Raw genomic sequence first — 17406 nt, forward strand, 5'->3', positions numbered from 1 at the left:
GATCAAGAAATACGGTATCGCTTTGGTGCCTAATAGGCACCACATATAGGGTCGCATTCAAAAAAAATACCCATATATTGTGTTGTTAAGCTGTGTATAAGCGATATCCCTCTCACTGTCAGCCCAGGCTTGTCAAGCCTCGGCTGAATTTATTTGCGCCGAGGAACCGGTGTGGTGAAGGGGTCCAAACAAGGGTAAATCAGGGCCGCTCGCCTGGCCTTTAAACGGGGAAAACACATGAAACCGGTTGTGATCAAACGTGATGGATGCCGTGCACCATTCAATGCCCAGCTGATTGCCGAGGCGGTGAATCGAGCGGCAGCTGCGGTCGGCCAGGCCAACCCAGCGCTGGGGGAGCGGGTCGCCGCCACCGTCAGTCAGGAGCTGGAAGGGCGAGGTGAGGTGGACATCCACGAGATCCAGAACCGGGTCGAGAACCATCTGATGGCCTCCGATGACAAGGTCATCGCCCGTGCCTATATCGAATATCGCCACGACCGGGATCAGGCTCGCGAGGCCCGTGGTCGTCTGGCCCAGGAGATCCGCGGCCTGGTGGAGCAGACCAACGCGGCCCTGCTCAACGAGAACGCCAACAAGGATTCCAAGGTGATCCCGACCCAGCGGGACCTGCTGGCCGGTATCGTCGCCAAGCATTATGCCACCAGCCACATGCTGCCCCGCGAGGTGGTGCAGGCCCACGAGAGCGGCGATCTGCATTTCCACGATCTCGACTACTCCCCCTTCTTCCCCATGTTCAACTGCATGCTGATCGACCTGCAGGGGATGTTGACCCACGGCTTCAAGATGGGCAATGCGGAGATAGACACCCCGAAATCCATCAGCACCGCCACCGCGGTGACCGCCCAGATCATCGCCCAGGTGGCGAGCCACATCTATGGCGGCACCACCATCAACCGCATCGACGAGGTGCTGGCGCCCTATGTGACCATCAGTTGGCAGAAGCACAGGGAAGTGGCCGAGGAGTGGGGCATAGCGGATGTGGACGCCTACGCCATGGCCCGCACCGAGAAGGAGTGCCACGACGCCTTCCAGTCCCTGGAATACGAAGTAAACACCTTGCACACCGCCAACGGTCAGACCCCTTTCGTTACCTTCGGTTTTGGACTCGGTGACAGCTGGGAGTCTCGCCTCATCCAGCGCGCCATCCTCGGCAACCGCATCGCCGGCCTTGGCAAGAATCGCAAGACCGCCGTGTTCCCGAAACTGGTGTTCGCTATCCGTGATGGCCTCAATCACAAGGTTGGGGATCCTAACTACGACATCAAGCAGCTGGCGCTGGAGTGTGCCTCCAAGCGCATGTATCCGGACATCCTCAACTATGACCAGGTGGTCAAGGTGACCGGCTCCTTCAAGACCCCCATGGGTTGTCGCTCCTTCCTTGGCGCCTACGAGGAGAATGGCGAGCTCATCCATGAGGGGCGCAACAATATCGGGGTGGTGAGCCTCAACCTGCCGCGCATCGCTTTGAAATCCAAGGATGAGGCGGAGTTCTGGGACAAGCTGGACGCCGCCCTGGCGGTTGCCAAGACGGCGCTCATGTATCGCATCAAGCGTCTGGACGGCGTCAAGGCGCGGGTCGCCCCCATTCTCTACATGGAAGGGGCCTGCGGGGTACGCTTGAAGGCCGACGACAACGTCAGCGAGATCTTCAAACACGGGCGCGCCTCCATCTCCCTTGGCTACATCGGGGTGCACGAGACCATCAACGCCCTGTTTGGTACTCAGACCCACCTGTTCGACAGCGATGCGCTGCGTGAGAAGGCCGTTGCCATCATAGCGCGCCTGAGAGCCGCGACCGACGAGTGGAAGGAAGAGACAGGTTATGGCTTCAGCCTCTACTCCACCCCGAGCGAGAACCTCTGTACCCGCTTCTGCCGCATCGATGCCAAGGAGTTCGGCGTGGTGGCCGGAGTGACCGACAAGGGTTACTACACCAACAGCTTCCACCTCGATGTGGAGAAGCAGGTGAACCCCTATGACAAGCTGGACTTCGAGGCGGCTTATCCACCCATCGCCAACGGCGGCTTCATCTGCTACGGCGAGTACCCCAACATCCAGCACAACCTGGAGGCGCTGGAGAACGTTTGGGATTACAGCTACGACAAGGTGCCCTACTACGGTACCAACACCCCCATCGACGAGTGCTACGACTGCGGCTTCACCGGCGAGTTCGAGTGCACCTCCAAGGGCTTCACCTGCCCGCGCTGTGGCAACCATGACCCTGCCAAGGTGTCGGTGACCCGTCGGGTGTGCGGCTACCTCGGTAGCCCGGATGCGCGCCCCTTCAACGCGGGCAAGCAGGAAGAGGTCAAGCGCCGGGTTAAGCATATGTAAGCCAGGCGGCTGAGCGACGAGATGGCTCCTGATGATGAGGGAGCCTTTTTTATTGGCGGACCGAGTGCCCGTGATGGGGTGAGGAGAGAAGATGCATTATCACCAGTATTACCCGGTCGATGTGATCAATGGCCCGGGCACCCGCGCCACCCTGTTCGTGTCGGGCTGCGAGCACCAGTGCCCCGGTTGCTACAACCAGAGCACCTGGCGCCTCGATGGCGGCAAGCCGTTCGACCAGATCACGAGCGATCGCATCATCCGGGATCTCAACGACACGCGCATCAAGCGGCGCGGGTTGTCGCTCTCGGGCGGTGATCCGCTCCATCCCGCCAACGTGCCTTTTGTGCTGGCGCTGGTGAAGCGGGTACGGGCCGAGTGCCCTGGCAAGGACATCTGGTGCTGGACCGGTTACTTGCTCGGCGAGCTCAGTGCCCCCCAGCGGGAGCTGGTGGCCTTGCTGGATGTGCTGGTGGATGGCAAGTTCGAGAAGGGGTTGGCGGATCCCGGCCTGCTCTGGCGCGGCAGCAGCAATCAGCAGATCCACGATCTCAACGGCTGGCGAAATAATGGGGAGCGGATCCCCTGTCTGGTTTGCAGTTGAGGCCAAGGCTGTTTATGGTTAGCCCATCCGACGCTCTCAAATACCGTTAACGAGGAACCGAGATGAACAACCTGCTCAAGATCCTGCTGGCAATCTTCCTGCCCCCAGTGTGCGCCTTTATCCAGGTGGGCTTCAGCCTGCATTTTCTGATCAACATAGTGCTGACCCTGCTCGGCGGTCTGCCCGGCATGGTCCACGCGCTCTGGTTGGTGGTCACCGACAAACGAGCTTGATTTCTCCTCCGCCCTTAACAAAGGCCAACCTCAGGGTTGGCCTTTTCATAACAAACACCCCGGTCTGGCCGGGGTGTTTGTTATTGGGGGACGCTTGTATTGAGTGTGATTACTGCTCTTTGCAGGCGTTGTAGAGGCTCTGCCACTCACCCTCTTGATCCCGCATCTCAACGAAACCTTCCTTGCCCTTGTTCCACCAGACTACTTCGTGATCATCGGTATAACGGGCACCGGAGGCGGAGACCGCCTGGGGCAGGGTGTAATCCTTGCCATCCGGCAGGGCCAGCTTGATGAAGTTCAGGCTGTCGTCGGAGAGAGAGAAGTAGCGCACCTGTACCTTCTTGTTCTGCTCGCACAGATAGGTGACCGAATCGCCGCCGGTGACGCCCAGCTTGCCGGCACCCAGCTCACAGCCGCTGAGCAGCGTCAGGGCCCCTGCACCCAGTAAAAAGAGCTTGGCGTGTTTCATATTGAATCCTTCATCGGTGTCATATGGGGTTGAGCCTAACAGGCTGAGGCACAACTGCAACCTCCGGGGGACGGGCTTGCGTCGAGATGCGTCAGCCCAATGAAGGCAATTTGCAGACAAAAAAACGCCCCGGTAGGCATATCGGGGCGAAAGGGCGCGCATCCATGAGCGGCAGAAAAAGGATTCAATGACCGAAGCGGGTTGCCTCGAAGTGGTTCAACACCCGGTGGATGAGGTAACAGGCCAGCAGGGTGACCACGATGGCAAACAAGATGCTGCTGACCCGGTAGAGGGCGCTGAATACCAGGTCGTTGCCCGGCGTCAGGTACTGGCCGAACAGAATGCCGAGGGTGGTGAGGGCGCCGAAACCGACGCCGGAGCCGCTAGCCTCCTTCACATGGGCATGGCTGAACAGCATGGCGCCGAGCCAGAGCAAGGGGGTGACCAGCAGCAGTTGACCGGACCAGTCATAGAGCACCAGCTGGCCGAGAATGCCGAAGCTGACCCCGAGCAGGGTGCCCATGGCCCGCTTGCGGGCATAGCTCAGCGCTCCGTTCCAGTGCATGGGGAACAAGAGCAGCAAGGTGGTGGCCTGAGCGGACATGGAATCGCGCAGATCGAACAGCTGGAACACCATGAACGACAGGGTGGCGATGCTGGCGCCGAGCAGGGCCTCGTGGCGCATCCGGTGCGGCTCCTTGGGGGAGGCTGCCGGTTTGGGTCGCGGCTCCACATCTGGCAGCAGGGCCGTCATCAGATAGGCGATGAGCACCGACAGCACGCTGGCCCACAGGTTGCTGAAGATAAGATCGTTCAAGTCGGTCTCGGGGTAGCTGGCAAAGTGCAGCATGATGCTGAGACTCAACACGCCATTGGCGCCAAACAGAAACAGGCTGCCCCGGGACATGGCGGCGAAGCGATAGAGGAACAGCAGGAAGACGATGGGCAGCATCAGGCCGGGGTGGCTGCCAAACAGGCCCCCAAGCAGACCCACTTCCAAGCCGCACATCACGGCGGCGGCGATGAGCTGACGAGCGGCGTGGCCGTTCATCACGGGCACCATGCCGAGCAGCAGCATGGGGGTGACGGTGAAGAAGACCCCGTAGTTCCAGCCGAACATCTTGCAGAGCAAGAATCCCAGGGTACAGCCAAAGGCTATGCGCAGGCATTGGCGTAGCTCGTTGGCGGTGAGGGCCCTGTGCCACAGGTTCATGGTCGCCATCTCAGTAGATGTAGTGCAGCAGGCTGAGCAGATGGATCTGGCCGCGCGCGAACAGGGCGCTCAGGGCGTTGTCTGGCAACAGCTGGACGGTGGCGCGGGCGCCGGCCGGTAGGTGGGCGGGCAACTGCTCGAGCGCGAGATGCAGGCGCAGGCGCTGGGCATCGCGTACCCAGCGATCCGATTCGACTGGATTGGCCAGCAGGCCGTTGGCATCGAACTGACCGGCGCTGACCCCGGCATCCAGGCTGGAGACGCGGGCGGGATAGAGGCGGCCGGGTTCGCCATCAAAGGCGATCAGGGCGCGGCTGCCGGCGCTGATGTGGCGCAGGCTCTTCTCGCGAAAATCGGCGATCACGTCCACCTGCTCGGATACCAGGGCCAGCAGGGGGGATCCCGCCGTGGCCACGCTGCCCGGTTTGAGTTGCAGGTTGGTGATGATGCCGTCCTGGCTCGCATGGACCTGGCTGTAGGTGAGGTTGAGCTCGGCCTGGGCGAGGCGGTTACGGGCCTGGCGCAGCAACAGGTTGTCGTCACCGGACAAGCCCCGGTTGACCTTGGCCTGCTCCATGCGAGCCTGACTCGCCAGCAGATTGGCCTGAGCGGTACGGGCGGCGCTGTCCGCATCGTCTTTTTGCTGCTCGGAGACCATGTTGCGGCGATAGAGGGCATCAATGCGTGCCGCCTCTCGCTGTTTCTGGGCGGTTTGGGTCTGCAGCGAGCTGTACTCGGCCGAGACGGCGCTCAAGGTCGCATCCAGCTGGTGGTTCTGTTGCTCGGCTTGATCGAGGGCGAGGCGGGCCTGCTCGACGGCGAGCTGGAAGGGAACTGGGTCCAGGGTGAACAGCAGATCCCCTTGCTTGACGTGCTGGTTGTTGGTGACCGAGACCTCGACCACCTTGCCACTGACCTGGGGCGCCATCTTGGTGACCACCCGGGTGGCCATGGCTTGCGGCGTCAGCGGCATCTTGATGTCGGCGATCAGGAAGTAGCCAAATACCAGCACGAAGCAGGCGCTTGCCCATTTGATCCAGCGCTTGAATTGTTGATCCGGGGTCATCTTATTCTCTCTCTTCATTCTGGGCGGCTATTTTGCCGAGGGCGTTGGCGCTGATGCGGTGGACGATATCTTCAAATTGCGCCAGCTCTTGCGGGCTGATGCCGGTGAGCAATTCGCGGCGGATCACCATGATGCGATCCTCTATCTGATCCAGCAGTGCTTTGCCGGCAGCGGTCAGGGTGACGATGCGGGCCCGCTTGTCCTGGCTGCAGCAGTGGCGCTCGATAAGGCCCTGCTCTTCCAGCTGGCCCAAGGTGCGCATCAGGGAGGGCAACTCGATTTCGAGGGCCTCGGCGAGGGCCTTCTGACCGAGCCGGCCGCCGCGCTGGCACAGCTTCCACAGCGCGGTCCAGCGGGGATGGGTCAGACCCAGCGGCGCCAGTTCGAGATCGGCGACGGTACGCCACAATCGGTGCAGTCGTCCCAGTCGCTCGGCGAGGGACAATTCCCGCAGCATGTCCAGATCGTTTTCCATTTCTGTCGCCTCATTACTTAGCCTGCTAAGTATTATATTTATTTCGCAGGCTAAGTAAATAGTGTGATACAGCTCACGTTCAAGTAATAGTGCAAGGAGTGTGCTAGATGAGGGGGATAGTTGCTTCGCAGGCCTGGTCTGGCGAGAGGCGCCAGCCGGCAAATGGTGCTTAAGGTTTCAATGTTTTTATATGGCTTTGCAAGTCCGCTAACCGACAGTGGTGGAGAGGATCATTAGAGTAGCGCCACACCACATGTTGGAGCATAACAATGAAAAACCTCTCTACCCCCCAAGTACAAGCCAAGGTCGCCTGGAGCGACCAGCAGATTGCCGGCATGCCCATGATGATCTTCCTCGGGCTCGCCACCTGTGTCCTGTTCTCCGGCTGGAACGGCTCCCTGCCGCTCGGCATGGTGGGCGCCCTGGCCCTGATGTTCGTGCTCGGCACCCTGCTGACCGAGATCGGTGAGCGCATCACCCCCATCCGCGAATACCTGGGGGGCGGCACCATACTCGCCATCTTCGGCGGCGCCGCCCTGTTTGAATATGGCCTCATGCCGACGGCGGCGGGCCAGGTCATCACAGGGTTCATGAAGGAAGGGGGCTTTTTGAACTTCTTCATCGCCAGCCTGGTGACCGGCTCCGTGTTTGGCATGAGCGGCTCCCTGTTGAAAAATGCCGCCATGCGCTACCTGCCTGTGATCCTGGGGGGCGTGGTCCTGGCGCTGGTCAGCGTCGGTCTGGTGGGTACTCTGCTGGGATATGGCTTCAAGAATGCTGTGCTGCTCATCGGCCTGCCCATCATGGGCGGCGGCATGGGTGCCGGCGCCGTACCCCTGGTGGAGATCCTCTCCGGCCCCTTGCAGATGTCCAGCGCCGACCTGCTGTCTCGCATGGTACCGGCCGTGGTGATCGCCAACACCCTGGCCATTCTGGTGGGCACCATGCTGGCCCGTCTCGGCCGCCGTTATCCTTCCCTGACCGGCAACGGCAAGCTGATGATAAAAGAGAGCAGCCAGAGCGTGGCGGACGAAGAAGTGCAGCCGCCGACCTTGGAGAGCCTGGGGCTCGGTCTCTTCATCAGCTCCAGCATGTTCGTACTGGGCTCATTGCTCGGTAACTTCATCCCCATGCACCCCTTCGCCCTCATGATACTGGCGGTCGCCATCATCAAGGTGAGCGGCGTGTTGCCGCGCCGCTACGAGCAGGCTGCCGCCGACTGGTACCAGTTTGTGGTGAGCAACCTGACTCCCTCCCTGCTGGTGGGGATCGGGGTCGCCTATACCAGCATTCCCGAGCTCATCGGTGCCTTCTCGGTCAACTACTTCATCATGGTGCTGACCACTGTCGTGGGCGGCGCCCTGGGAGCGGCCATCGTCGGTCGCATGATTGGCTTCTATCCCATAGAGGCGGCTATCACCGGCGGTTTGTGCATGGCCAACATGGGGGGCACGGGGGATGTGGCCGTGCTGTCGGCGGCCCAGCGCATGAAGTTGATGCCGTTCGCCCAGATTTCGTCTCGTCTCGGGGGGGCCGTCATGTTGATCCTGGCCACCCTGCTCATCTCGCTGCTGGCATAAGGAATCGAATATGAACGACATCATGATGGGCACCAGCTTGCCCTATGCCGAACGCAAGCGTCAGGGCCTGATGGGGCGTATGCCCCACAAGGAGGAGTCCCTCTCCCAGCAGCGCCGCCGCATCTATCGACTGGTGTCTGCCATGCAGAGCCCCTTTGATCAGCATCTGCTGCTGCGCCAGCTACAAGAAGACAACCCTGTGCTGTTTTACGATCTGGTGCGCCACCACCTGCCGGAGCTCTTGCCCATCATCTACACCCCGGTAGTGGGGGAGGCCTGCCAGCGTCACAGCGACCTCTACCTGCGCAGCCACGGCCTCTACCTCTCCTGGCACGACAGGGACGATCTCGACGACATCTTCGCGACCGTGGAGCAGGAGGTGGATGTCATCGTCATCTCCGACGGGGAGCGGGTGCTGGGGCTCGGGGATCTCGGTATCGGCGGCATGGGGATCTGCATCGGCAAGCTGGCGCTCTACTCCGCCGCCGGTGGCATCAACCCGGCGCGCACCCTGCCCCTGTGCGTGGATGTGGGCACCAACAACTCGGAGCTCTTGGAAGATGACTCTTACCTCGGCTGGCAGGCGCCACGGGTGGATGGAGAGGCCTACTACAACTTCATGGACAGGGTGGTGGCCGCCATCCACAAGCGCTGGCCAGCCGTTGTGCTGCAGTTCGAGGACTTCGCCGGCAAGCACGCCGCGAATCTGCTGGCTCGCTACCGGGACCAGCTCTGCATGTTCAACGACGACATCCAGGGCACGGCGGCGGTCGCCTCGGCCTGCGTGCTGGCGGGTTTGCAGCAGGCGGGCAGCACCCTTGCGCAGACCCCTGTGCTGATCGTCGGCGCGGGTTCGGCGGGCTGCGGCATCGCCGCCATGCTGGCCCAACTGGCGGGCAGCCCGGAATTGGTCTGGCTGTTTGATCAGGATGGCCTGGTGTGCCGGGATCGCCTCAACCTGACCCCCTCCCAGCAGCCCTTCGCTCGTCCGTCCGAGCAGGCTTGCCTATACCTGCCAGAGCTTATTCAGCGACTGCGGCCAGGGGTACTGATAGGGGTGAGCGGCCAGGGCGGCCTCTTCACCGAGGAGGTACTCAACGCCATGGGAGAGGTGTGTGAGCGACCCGTGATCCTGCCGCTCTCCAACCCGACCCGCAGCGCCGAGGCGACCCCGGCCGAGGTGTGGCAGGCAACAAACGGGCGGGCCCTGCTCGCCACCGGCAGCCCCTTCGCCCCGGTAAGCGTTGCGGGGGAGGCGCGGGTGGTCTCCCAGTGCAATAACGTCTACGTCTTCCCCGGTATCGGTCTTGGCGCCTGCGCGGTCAAGGCGCGGCGCATCAGCGATGGCATGTTGCAGGCGGCGGTGCGGGCGGTCGGTGCCTATCCGCTCGCAGAGGGCCGGCTGCTGCCCCCCATCGAGCAGGTGGGGGAGGTGGCCCGCACCGTGGCGAGGGCGGTGGCGATTTGCGCCCGCGAGGAAGGATTGGCCGATTTTATGGGGGATCCCGCGCCTCTGATTGACCAGACCTGGTGGCGCCCTCACTATTGGTCCGTCCCCTGAGTTTGCAAGGTTAATCGATGAAACTGCGCCACCAGCTAGTAGCCCTCTCCCTCGGCCTGTCGCTGCTGCTGATCCTGATTTTGGGCGGCCTGCTCGCCCTCTTTATCCGCCACCTGCTGGAGAACAGCCTGCAGGAGAAGGGCAGCGATCTGGCGCGGGTGCTGGCGGCGGATAACCGGGTGGTGCAGGCCCTGCAACTGGGCAAGGATCCGGGCCTGCGTGACTATGTGCAGGGGATCTGCAAGCGCACCGACGCCGCCTACATGGTGGTGACGGACGAGCATGCCAGGCGCCTCAGCCACCCTTCCCCCGAGTTGGTGGGCGAGATCTTCCGCGGGGAGGATATCTGGCCAGCCATCCAGGATCTGAGCAGCTACTGCTCCAAGGATGTGGGCACCCTAGGGCCGGCCATCCGCTGCTTCTCCCCCGTGGTCGGGGCGGACGGGCGCGCCATCGGCGCCGTGGTGGTCGGTTACCTGATGCAGACGGTGGAGGGCATCTATCTGGAGCGGATCGCCCTGCTCATCAGCGCCATCGGCGCCGTGCTGGGCTGCGGTCTGCTGCTGGCGTTCTGGTTGCAGCATTTGCTGCGCCGCACCCTGCTGGACTTGGAGCCTGAGACCATAGTCAACCGCTTCGCCCAGCAGGATCTGGTGCTGGAGGGGATCTCGGAGGGGATCATCGCCCTCGACGGTCAGCACAGGATCAAGATGCTCAACAGCGCGGCTTTCTATCAGTTGCGACTGCCAGGCACCGGCCGCCACGCCCTGCTGGGACAATCCCTGGCCGAGCTGGCCCCCAGCCTGCTGCCGGCCCTGAGTCAGGAGGGCGGGGTGCATTTCACAGTGCAGGGGGAGGACTTCGTCGGCCACTGGCAGGAGCTCAGCGGCCGGGAGCCCGGGCGCATGCTCATCTTCAGCCGACCGGATGGCACCGGCAGCCTCGGCATGCAGGTCACTCATCTGCGCCAGTATGCCGAGATGCTGCGCATCCAGACCCACGAGTTTGCCAACAAGCTGGGCAGCCTATCCGGTCTGCTGCAGCTCGGTCACGTGGACGAGGCGGTTGAGCTCATCCAGCAGGAGAACGAGGCCTGCCAGAACATGCTGCAGGACCTGTTGCGGGCCATAGAGAACAAGCCGGTGGCGGGGCTTATCCTCGGCAAGTTCAGCCGGGCGCGGGAGCTTGGGGTCGAACTGGTGCTGGATCCCGGCTCGGCCCTCGGAGAATACCCGGCCGAGGTGTCGGCAGATCTCATCACCTGCCTTGGCAACCTGCTGGACAACGGCCTGCGCGCCGCCTGGGCGAATCGCGAGCATTGCCCCCCCAGGGTGCTGCTTTCCATCGATGACTTCGGCCGGCGGTTGGTGATCGAGGTGGAGGATAGTGGCGTGGGGGTGGACGAGGCGCTGGCGGACCATCTGTTCGACTATGGCGTCAGTCGCCAGACCGGAGATCATGGCGTAGGTCTCTTTCTGGTCAAGAAGACCGTGGCCCGCCGTGGGGGTGTGATAGAATGGCGACGCACCGCCGAGCAGACCACTTTGTTCGGTATCTATTTGAATAAAAACCAATTGGTGTGAGTCATGAAGCCAATTTTCACGCTTATTATCGAGGACGACGAGCGGATCGGGGCCATCCTTGGCGAGCTGGTCTCCTCGAACGCGGGTTACTCCCTGCTGGGGCGGGCGGAGAGCCTGGCCCAGGCCGATCTCATGCTGCGCGCCACCGAACCTCAACTGCTGATCGTCGACATCTCCCTGCCCGATGGCTCCGGGCTGGAGTGGGTGAACCGGCTGCGCAACCACAACCGCGAGGTGTTCGTGGTCATGGTCACCGCTTCTTGTGACGTGGAGACCATACAGCAGGCCCTGAACCTGGGGGTTCAAGACTACATCATCAAGCCGCTGCGACTGTTTCGTATCCAGCAGAGCCTGGATGAGATCCTGACCCTGCATCGCCGCCTGTGCGAGCGCGGCCTGCTCGAGCAGAGCGATCTGGACCGGCTGATGGGAAAGGGTCGCATCCAGCCGAGGGACGTGCGCGACACCCCCAAGGGCATAGACGCCATTACCCTGCGCCAGGTGCTGGAACTGCTGGCCGGGGAGCCGGACACGGCGTTTTCCACCGATACGGTGGCGCTGCGCCTGTCGCTAAGCCGTACCACGGCGCGCCGTTATCTGGAGTTTCTGGAATCTGAAGACAAGCTGGACGTGGATCTGAACTACGGTCAGCGCGGTCGACCTGAGCGGCGTTATCACTGGCGTCGCGTGAGCTAGCCGCTGTGGGAGTGAAGAAACAACAAGGGAGCCTCGGCTCCCTTGTTGTTTTGGTGTCTTGCACTGCCTTGGATAATCCTGGCGGCAGCTATCACTGCCTAGGCCTCTTCCAGCAGTGGAGTGCGTCTTCTGGCCTTGATCTGGGAGCACATGACACCGCCGAGGATCAGGCCGCCGCCGAGCAGATGATAGCCGTGGATGGGTTCCCCCAGGCTGGTGACGGCGATCATGGCGGTGAACAGCGGGATCAGGTTCATAAACACCGAGGTGCGCTCGGCCCCGAGGCAGGCCAGGCCGCGCATCCAGCAGTAGGCCGCCAGCAGCGAAGAAGCGAGCCCGGCGAACAACACCATGCTCCAGCCCTCCCGCGGCACCGCCAGGGAATCTGCGCTGAGAGCGACCGGGATGAGCAGCAGCACCGCCAGCAGGATCTGCACATAGAGGTTGAGCCAGGGGCCGAACGGCAGCTGCCAGCGGCGGATCAACAAGCCATAGAGCGCATAGCTGGCCGCCCCCAGCAGCATCATGCCATCCCCGGGATTGATGCCGTTGTGCAAGAGCGTCAGCGGCTGGCCCTGGCTCAGCAGCCAGAACACCCCGAACAGGGAGACGCTCATGCCCGCCAGCGCCTGCTTGCCGGGTTTCTGGCCGAAGAAGGCGGCGCCGATCAGCAGGGTCAGCAGCGGCAGCAGTGAGCCTATGACCCCCATGTTGGTGGCCGAGGTGCTGTGGGCTGCGTAGTAGGCGAGGCACTGATAGAGCACCATGCCGAGCAGGGAGAGCACCAGCAGCTTGCCGAGCCAGGGGCGAAACTCGGCCCGGCGGCGCCACAGCTGGGGCAGGCAGAAAGGCGACAGGGCCAGAGCCGCGAGCACCCAGCGGTAGAACGAGATGGCGGCGGGATCGACCACGCCGGCGGCAGCCTTGGAGACCACGGTATTGGTAGCCCAGATCAGCACCGCCATCAGGGGAAACAGGAGGGGGGAGAAGAGACGCATGGATGACTCCTTAATGTCAGGTTGCTAGTCTACCCCTGTCTTTCTGTTGTGAAGTAACGTAAAACTGACAATCTATCCCGCAGAAAGGACAACCCAGGTCCGGCGCTTCGTCAGAGGCTGGCTGCGAAACGGGCCTACTCCAGTCTGCTCTGCCAGTGCCATCCAGTGAGAGATAGCAGTGACATCGGCGGGAGCGCGGGCCATTTCATAACCAGAGGCAACACAGATGGCGCACCACTATCACCCCAGGGATCTGGAACTGCCGGAACCCAATCCACTCTACCTGCGCTATCAGCAGATCCAGGCCGACAGCGCCTGCGCCCCCCACAGCCACCCCTGGGGCCAGCTCAGCATGATCAGCCTGGGGGTGATGGAGATCGTGCTGGACGAGCAGCGGCTGGTGGCGCCGGCGGATTACCTCATCTGGGTGCCCGCCAATCTGGAGCACGCCTCCTACAACCAGCAGGCGCTGGCCTATACCTCCATCTATGTCAATCATGCCCTGGCCGCCAGGTTGCCCTGCGAGCCCAGGCTGCTGGAGATGACGCCGCTGATCCGCGCCATGCTGACGGATTTTTGCGAGCGCAAACTCGGCCATATGCAGGATGAGTGGGACCAGCGTCAGGCCGAGCTGCTGGTGGAAAAACTCGCCCACACCCGCTGCCAGGAGAGCTATCTGCCCATGAGTCAGGACAAGCTGCTGGCCCCCATGCTGGCGGCCCTGCGCAGTGACCCGGCCGATCCGCGCACTTTGGCCCAGTGGGCCGAGCAGCTGCACAGCACGGAGCGCACCCTGGCCCGGCGCTGCGTGCGGGAATTGGGGATGAATTTCGGTCAGTGGCGGGGGCGGCTGCGGCTCTTGAAGGCGCTGGCCTGGCTCAAGGGAGAGCTGCCCATTCAGGAGATTGGCTGGCGGCTCGGTTACGGCTCCACCTCCGCCTTTATCGCCATGTTCAACCGGGAGCTCGGCTGCTCCCCCCAGCGCTACCGCCAGCAGCTGGCCCAACCGGGTGGCTGACTACCGGCAGGCCGTGCGGCAAAAGTGGCTAGCGGGCTCGACGGAGAAAACGGAATAAGAAGAGGGCGCCTTATGGGCGCCCTCTGGCTAGGTGTAGATCCCTTTCCCCGTCAGAAGAAGCCGAGGGGGTTGATGTCGTGGCTTATCAACAGGTTCTTGGTGTTCTGGTAGTGATCCAGCATCATCTTGTGGGTTTCGCGGCCGATCCCCGACTTCTTGTAACCGCCGAAGGCGGCGTGAGCCGGATAGGCGTGATAGCAGTTGATCCAGACCCGGCCAGCCTGGATGCCGCGGCCCATGCGCCAGGCCAGGTTGCTGTCCCGGGTCCAGAGCCCTGCTCCCAGGCCATACTGGGTATCGTTGGCAATCGCCAGGGCCTCCGCTTCGTTTTTGAAGGTAGTAACCCCGAGGGCCGGCCCGAAGATCTCCTCCTGGAACACCCGCATCTTGTTCTGGCCGTGAAAGATGGTGGGCTGGATGTAGAAGCCCCCCTCCAGCCCGCTCACTCTGGCGGCGTTGCCGCCGATCAGCATCTTCGCCCCCTCGCCACGACCAATCTCCATGTAGCTCAGGATCTTGTCGTACTGCTCGCGGGAGACCTGGGCGCCGACCTGGGTCGCGGTGTCGAGAGGGTTGCCCTGCACGATAGTGCGGGCACGGGCCAGCACCCGCTCCATGAAGTCGTCGTAGATGCTCTCTTGCACCAGGGCGCGGGAGGGGCAGGTGCACACCTCCCCCTGGTTGAAGAAGGTCATCAGCATGCCCTCCACCGCCTTGTCGATGTACTGGCTCTCGTGCTGCATCACATCGGCGAAGTAGATGTTGGGGGACTTGCCGCCCAGCTCCACGGTGGAGGGGATCATCTTGTCGGCGGCGCAGCGCAGTATATGGGCGCCAATTTCGGTAGAACCTGTGAAGGCGAGCTTCTGGATCCGATCGCTGGTGGCCAGCGCCTGTCCGGCCTCGTTGCCAAAACCGTTGACCACGTTGACCACGCCGGGGGGCAGCAGATCCTTGATGAGATCCATCAACAGCATGATGGTGACCGGAGTCTGCTCGGCGGGCTTGAGCACGCTGCAGCAGCCGGCCGCGAGTACGGGGGCCAGCTTCCAGGTGGCCATCAGCAGCGGGAAGTTCCAGGGGATGATCTGGCCGACCACCCCGATGGGCTCCTTGAAGTGGTAGCTGACTGTGTTCTGATCCAGCTCGGCGGCCGAGCCCTCCTGGGCCCGGATGCAGCCAGCGAAGTAGCGGAAGTGATCCACCACCAGGGGCAGGTCGGCGGCCAGGGTCTCGCGCACCGCCTTGCCGTTCTCCCAGGTCTCGGCGACGGCGAGGCGCTCGATATTCTGCTCGATGCGATCGGCGATGCGCAGCAGCAGGTTGCTGCGCTCGGTGACGCTGGTCTTGCTCCAGCTGGGGAACGCCTTGTGGGCCGCATCCAGCGCCAGCTCTATGTCGGCTGCGTCGGAGCGGGCCACCTCGCAGAACACCCGGCCATCCACGGGGGAGATGTTTTCGAAGTAACGCCCGGCGCGGGGAGCCACCCAGTCGCCACCGATGAAGTTGTCGTAACGGGACTTGAAGCTGACCAGAGCGCCTGCCTGGCCGGGAGCGGTATAAATCATCTCATTATCCTTATGTGTGTGGTCTTGGGTCTGCGAGAGCGGGGAGCGAGCCTTCGCTCCCGTGCCATCGACTATCGCAAGGGGTGTGCCAGCGGGTCTGACCAGACCACAAAAGTTACAAAAACGTTATCAAACGGGGTGTGGCATCGTATCTTGATTAACCAATACGCCCGATTGCGCAGCCCTGACTGTGCCGTTTCTGGACAAGTGCCCGGACAGCTGTGCCCTTTTTGAACAGGAGGCCCGATGAGCGAACACCCCGTATCCAGCCCCATACAACGTTCCTGGCAGCGTTGCCTGCATCAGGGGCTCAGCCGCCAGCAGAGCGCCGAGTTGGATCTGCTGCCTCAGGGAGAGTTGTCGGCCCGGCTGGAGGCGAGCCGTGAACTCATCGCCTGTTTCCAGCGCTTCGTGTTGCCGCTGTTTGCCCAGCTGCTGGCCGGGCGGCCCTGCCGGTTGCTGCTGTGCGACGCCGAGGGGGCCATTTTGGCGGCCAGTGGCGATGACGGCTTCGCCCGCCACGCCGAGCGCATCTTCCTGCGCAGTGGCGCCCGCTGGGGGGAGGCGAGCAAGGGCACCAATGCCATCGGCACCGCGCTGGCCGAACAGAGCGAGGTGCAGGTGCTCGGCGCCCAGCACTTCTTCGCCCAGCACAGCTTCCTCAGTTGCAGCGCCTGCCCGCTGCTCGGGCCGGACGGTAGCCTGCTCGGGGTACTCGACATCTCCACCGATGCGGCCCACCACGGCGGCGACATGCTGGGCACGGTACGGCTGCTGGCCATGACCCTCGAAAATGCCTTGCTGGCCCGCCAACCGGGCTGGCTGGTGGATCTGGAGCCCCAGAGTCTCTGGTCGGCCCGCTTGCTGCTGGGGGAGGCAGGGGAGTTGCTCGGCGCCAACCGGGCCGGGCGGCTCTGGCTCGGCCAGTATCCCTTCGATGGGTTGCAACTGCTGCGTGAGCGGCGCGGCCTGCGGCTGGATGCCGACGTTGCGGCTACCCCCATCTCCACGCCGCAAGACTCGAAGTCTGTGCCGCTCAAGATGCTGGAGCGGGGCATCTCTCTGCTCATCGAGGGGGAGACCGGCAGTGGCAAGGAGCACCTGGTGCGGGCTCTGCACCGTAGATCTAGCCGACGGGAACAGCCCCTGGTGTGCGTCAACTGTGGCGCCCTGCCGGCGGATCTGGTGGAGGCCGAGCTGTTCGGTTACGTGGGGGGCGCCTTCAGCGGTGCCCGCAGCCAGGGCAGTCAGGGCTACCTGAGGGCGGCCCATGGCGGCATCCTGATGCTGGACGAGGTGGGAGAGCTGCCCCTGTCGGCCCAGACCCGGCTGCTGCGGGTGTTGCAGGAGCGGGCCGTCACCCCGGTCGGCAGCCACAAGCCGGAAGTGGTGGATTTCTGGCTGGTCAGCGCCAGCCACCGGGATCTGGCGGCCATGGTGCAGGCCGGCAGCTTTCGCGAGGATCTCTACTACAGGATCTGCGGCTGGCATCAGCCATTGACGCCGCTGCGGGCCTGGCCGGAGGGGGAGCGACAGGCGCTGATCCGCACCCTGCTGGCGGAAATGGACCCCGCCCTGCGGCTTGACGAGGCGGCCGAGCGGCAGTTGCTGGCGCACCCCCTGCCCGGCAATGTGCGTCAGCTCAAGCAGGTGCTGGAGGTGGCCTGTGTATTGGCGGAGGGGCAGGGGCTGATAAGGGCGGCGCATCTTCACCTGCCCGCCTTGCCGGCAGATCCCGCGGTGGCGGCCACGGGGCAGAGCCTGACCCTGCGCGAACAGGGGCGACTCGGGGTACAACAGACCCTGGCGGCGTGCGGCGGCAATGTGAGTGAGGCGGCGCGGCGCCTTGGCATCAGCCGGACCACCCTCTATCGGGCGCTGAAGGAAGGGGATTGAGGTCGCTGTCACTTTGCATTTTGCTTGTGTAATA

15 protein-coding genes are annotated in these 17406 nt (G+C 63.1%); 9 read left to right on the forward strand and 6 right to left on the reverse strand.

Annotation, left to right across the window (positions count from 1 at the left end):
- Positions 1 to 237: 237 nt before the first annotated feature.
- The 3 genes from nrdD (at position 238) to CUC44_RS00550 (ending at position 3189) form a co-directional block, all read left to right on the forward strand.
- Positions 238 to 2355: an anaerobic ribonucleoside-triphosphate reductase gene (gene nrdD, locus CUC44_RS00540; RefSeq protein ID WP_100858058.1), complete on the forward strand. Its 2118-nt coding sequence runs from the start codon at positions 238 to 240 to the stop codon at positions 2353 to 2355.
- A gap of 91 nt (positions 2356 to 2446) precedes the next feature.
- A complete protein-coding gene (gene nrdG / locus CUC44_RS00545) occupies positions 2447 to 2956 on the forward strand; it encodes an anaerobic ribonucleoside-triphosphate reductase-activating protein (RefSeq protein ID WP_100858059.1) in 510 nt (169 codons plus the stop codon).
- A gap of 62 nt (positions 2957 to 3018) precedes the next feature.
- Entirely contained in the window at positions 3019 to 3189 is a 171-nt protein-coding gene (locus tag CUC44_RS00550) for a YqaE/Pmp3 family membrane protein (RefSeq protein ID WP_041993510.1), read from the forward strand.
- Between the two features lie 109 nt (positions 3190 to 3298).
- Here the strand turns inward: CUC44_RS00550 and CUC44_RS00555 are convergent, their stop codons facing one another.
- The 4 genes from CUC44_RS00555 to slyA all read right to left on the reverse strand — a co-directional run bounded on the left by CUC44_RS00555 (position 3299) and on the right by slyA (position 6412).
- Positions 3299 to 3658 (reverse strand): MliC family protein, encoded by a 360-nt coding sequence (locus CUC44_RS00555; RefSeq protein WP_100858060.1) that lies wholly within the window; start codon positions 3656 to 3658, stop codon positions 3299 to 3301.
- Positions 3659 to 3842: 184 nt separating this feature from the next.
- Positions 3843 to 4871 carry a DUF2955 domain-containing protein gene (locus tag CUC44_RS00560; protein ID WP_100858114.1) on the reverse strand — a complete coding sequence of 343 codons (1029 nt, stop codon included), beginning with the start codon at positions 4869 to 4871 and terminating at the stop codon, positions 3843 to 3845.
- 10 nt (positions 4872 to 4881) lie between these two features.
- Complete coding sequence (locus tag CUC44_RS00565) at positions 4882 to 5937, reverse strand: HlyD family secretion protein (protein WP_100858061.1); 1056 nt, start codon at positions 5935 to 5937, stop codon at positions 4882 to 4884.
- A gap of 1 nt (position 5938) precedes the next feature.
- On the reverse strand, positions 5939 to 6412 hold the full coding sequence (gene slyA / locus CUC44_RS00570) for a transcriptional regulator SlyA (protein WP_100858062.1): 474 nt from the start codon (positions 6410 to 6412) through the stop codon (positions 5939 to 5941).
- Positions 6413 to 6681: 269 nt separating this feature from the next.
- Here slyA and CUC44_RS00575 point away from each other — a divergent pair, with 269 nt between their 5' ends.
- The 4 genes from CUC44_RS00575 to CUC44_RS00590 are packed head-to-tail and all read left to right on the forward strand — an operon-like array spanning position 6682 to position 11832.
- The gene (locus CUC44_RS00575) at positions 6682 to 7992 is read left to right on the forward strand and encodes a 2-hydroxycarboxylate transporter family protein (RefSeq protein ID WP_100858063.1); all 1311 of its coding nucleotides are present in this window, start codon (positions 6682 to 6684) and stop codon (positions 7990 to 7992) included.
- Positions 7993 to 8002: 10 nt separating this feature from the next.
- Positions 8003 to 9553, forward strand: coding sequence for an NAD-dependent malic enzyme (locus CUC44_RS00580; RefSeq protein ID WP_100858064.1), 1551 nt, complete (start codon positions 8003 to 8005; stop codon positions 9551 to 9553).
- Between the two features lie 17 nt (positions 9554 to 9570).
- Complete coding sequence (locus CUC44_RS00585) at positions 9571 to 11136, forward strand: ATP-binding protein (RefSeq protein ID WP_100858065.1); 1566 nt, start codon at positions 9571 to 9573, stop codon at positions 11134 to 11136.
- A gap of 3 nt (positions 11137 to 11139) precedes the next feature.
- The gene (locus CUC44_RS00590) at positions 11140 to 11832 is read left to right on the forward strand and encodes a response regulator (RefSeq protein WP_100858066.1); all 693 of its coding nucleotides are present in this window, start codon (positions 11140 to 11142) and stop codon (positions 11830 to 11832) included.
- A gap of 98 nt (positions 11833 to 11930) precedes the next feature.
- Here CUC44_RS00590 and CUC44_RS00595 read toward each other — a convergent pair whose 3' ends face one another.
- The gene (locus CUC44_RS00595; protein WP_100858067.1) at positions 11931 to 12830 is read right to left on the reverse strand and encodes a DMT family transporter; all 900 of its coding nucleotides are present in this window, start codon (positions 12828 to 12830) and stop codon (positions 11931 to 11933) included.
- Between the two features lie 226 nt (positions 12831 to 13056).
- Here CUC44_RS00595 and CUC44_RS00600 point away from each other — a divergent pair, with 226 nt between their 5' ends.
- Positions 13057 to 13848 (forward strand): AraC family transcriptional regulator, encoded by a 792-nt coding sequence (locus CUC44_RS00600; protein ID WP_100858068.1) that lies wholly within the window; start codon positions 13057 to 13059, stop codon positions 13846 to 13848.
- A gap of 110 nt (positions 13849 to 13958) precedes the next feature.
- Here the strand turns inward: CUC44_RS00600 and exaC are convergent, their stop codons facing one another.
- Positions 13959 to 15476 (reverse strand): acetaldehyde dehydrogenase ExaC, encoded by a 1518-nt coding sequence (exaC, locus tag CUC44_RS00605; RefSeq protein WP_100858069.1) that lies wholly within the window; start codon positions 15474 to 15476, stop codon positions 13959 to 13961.
- A gap of 246 nt (positions 15477 to 15722) precedes the next feature.
- On the opposite strand from exaC, the gene CUC44_RS00610 reads away from it, so the two are divergent.
- Positions 15723 to 17372 carry a sigma-54-dependent Fis family transcriptional regulator gene (locus CUC44_RS00610; protein WP_100858070.1) on the forward strand — a complete coding sequence of 550 codons (1650 nt, stop codon included), beginning with the start codon at positions 15723 to 15725 and terminating at the stop codon, positions 17370 to 17372.
- Positions 17373 to 17406: the final 34 nt, after the last annotated feature.

The organism is Aeromonas lusitana (assembly GCF_002812985.1).
GTDB lineage: Bacteria > Pseudomonadota > Gammaproteobacteria > Enterobacterales > Aeromonadaceae > Aeromonas > Aeromonas lusitana.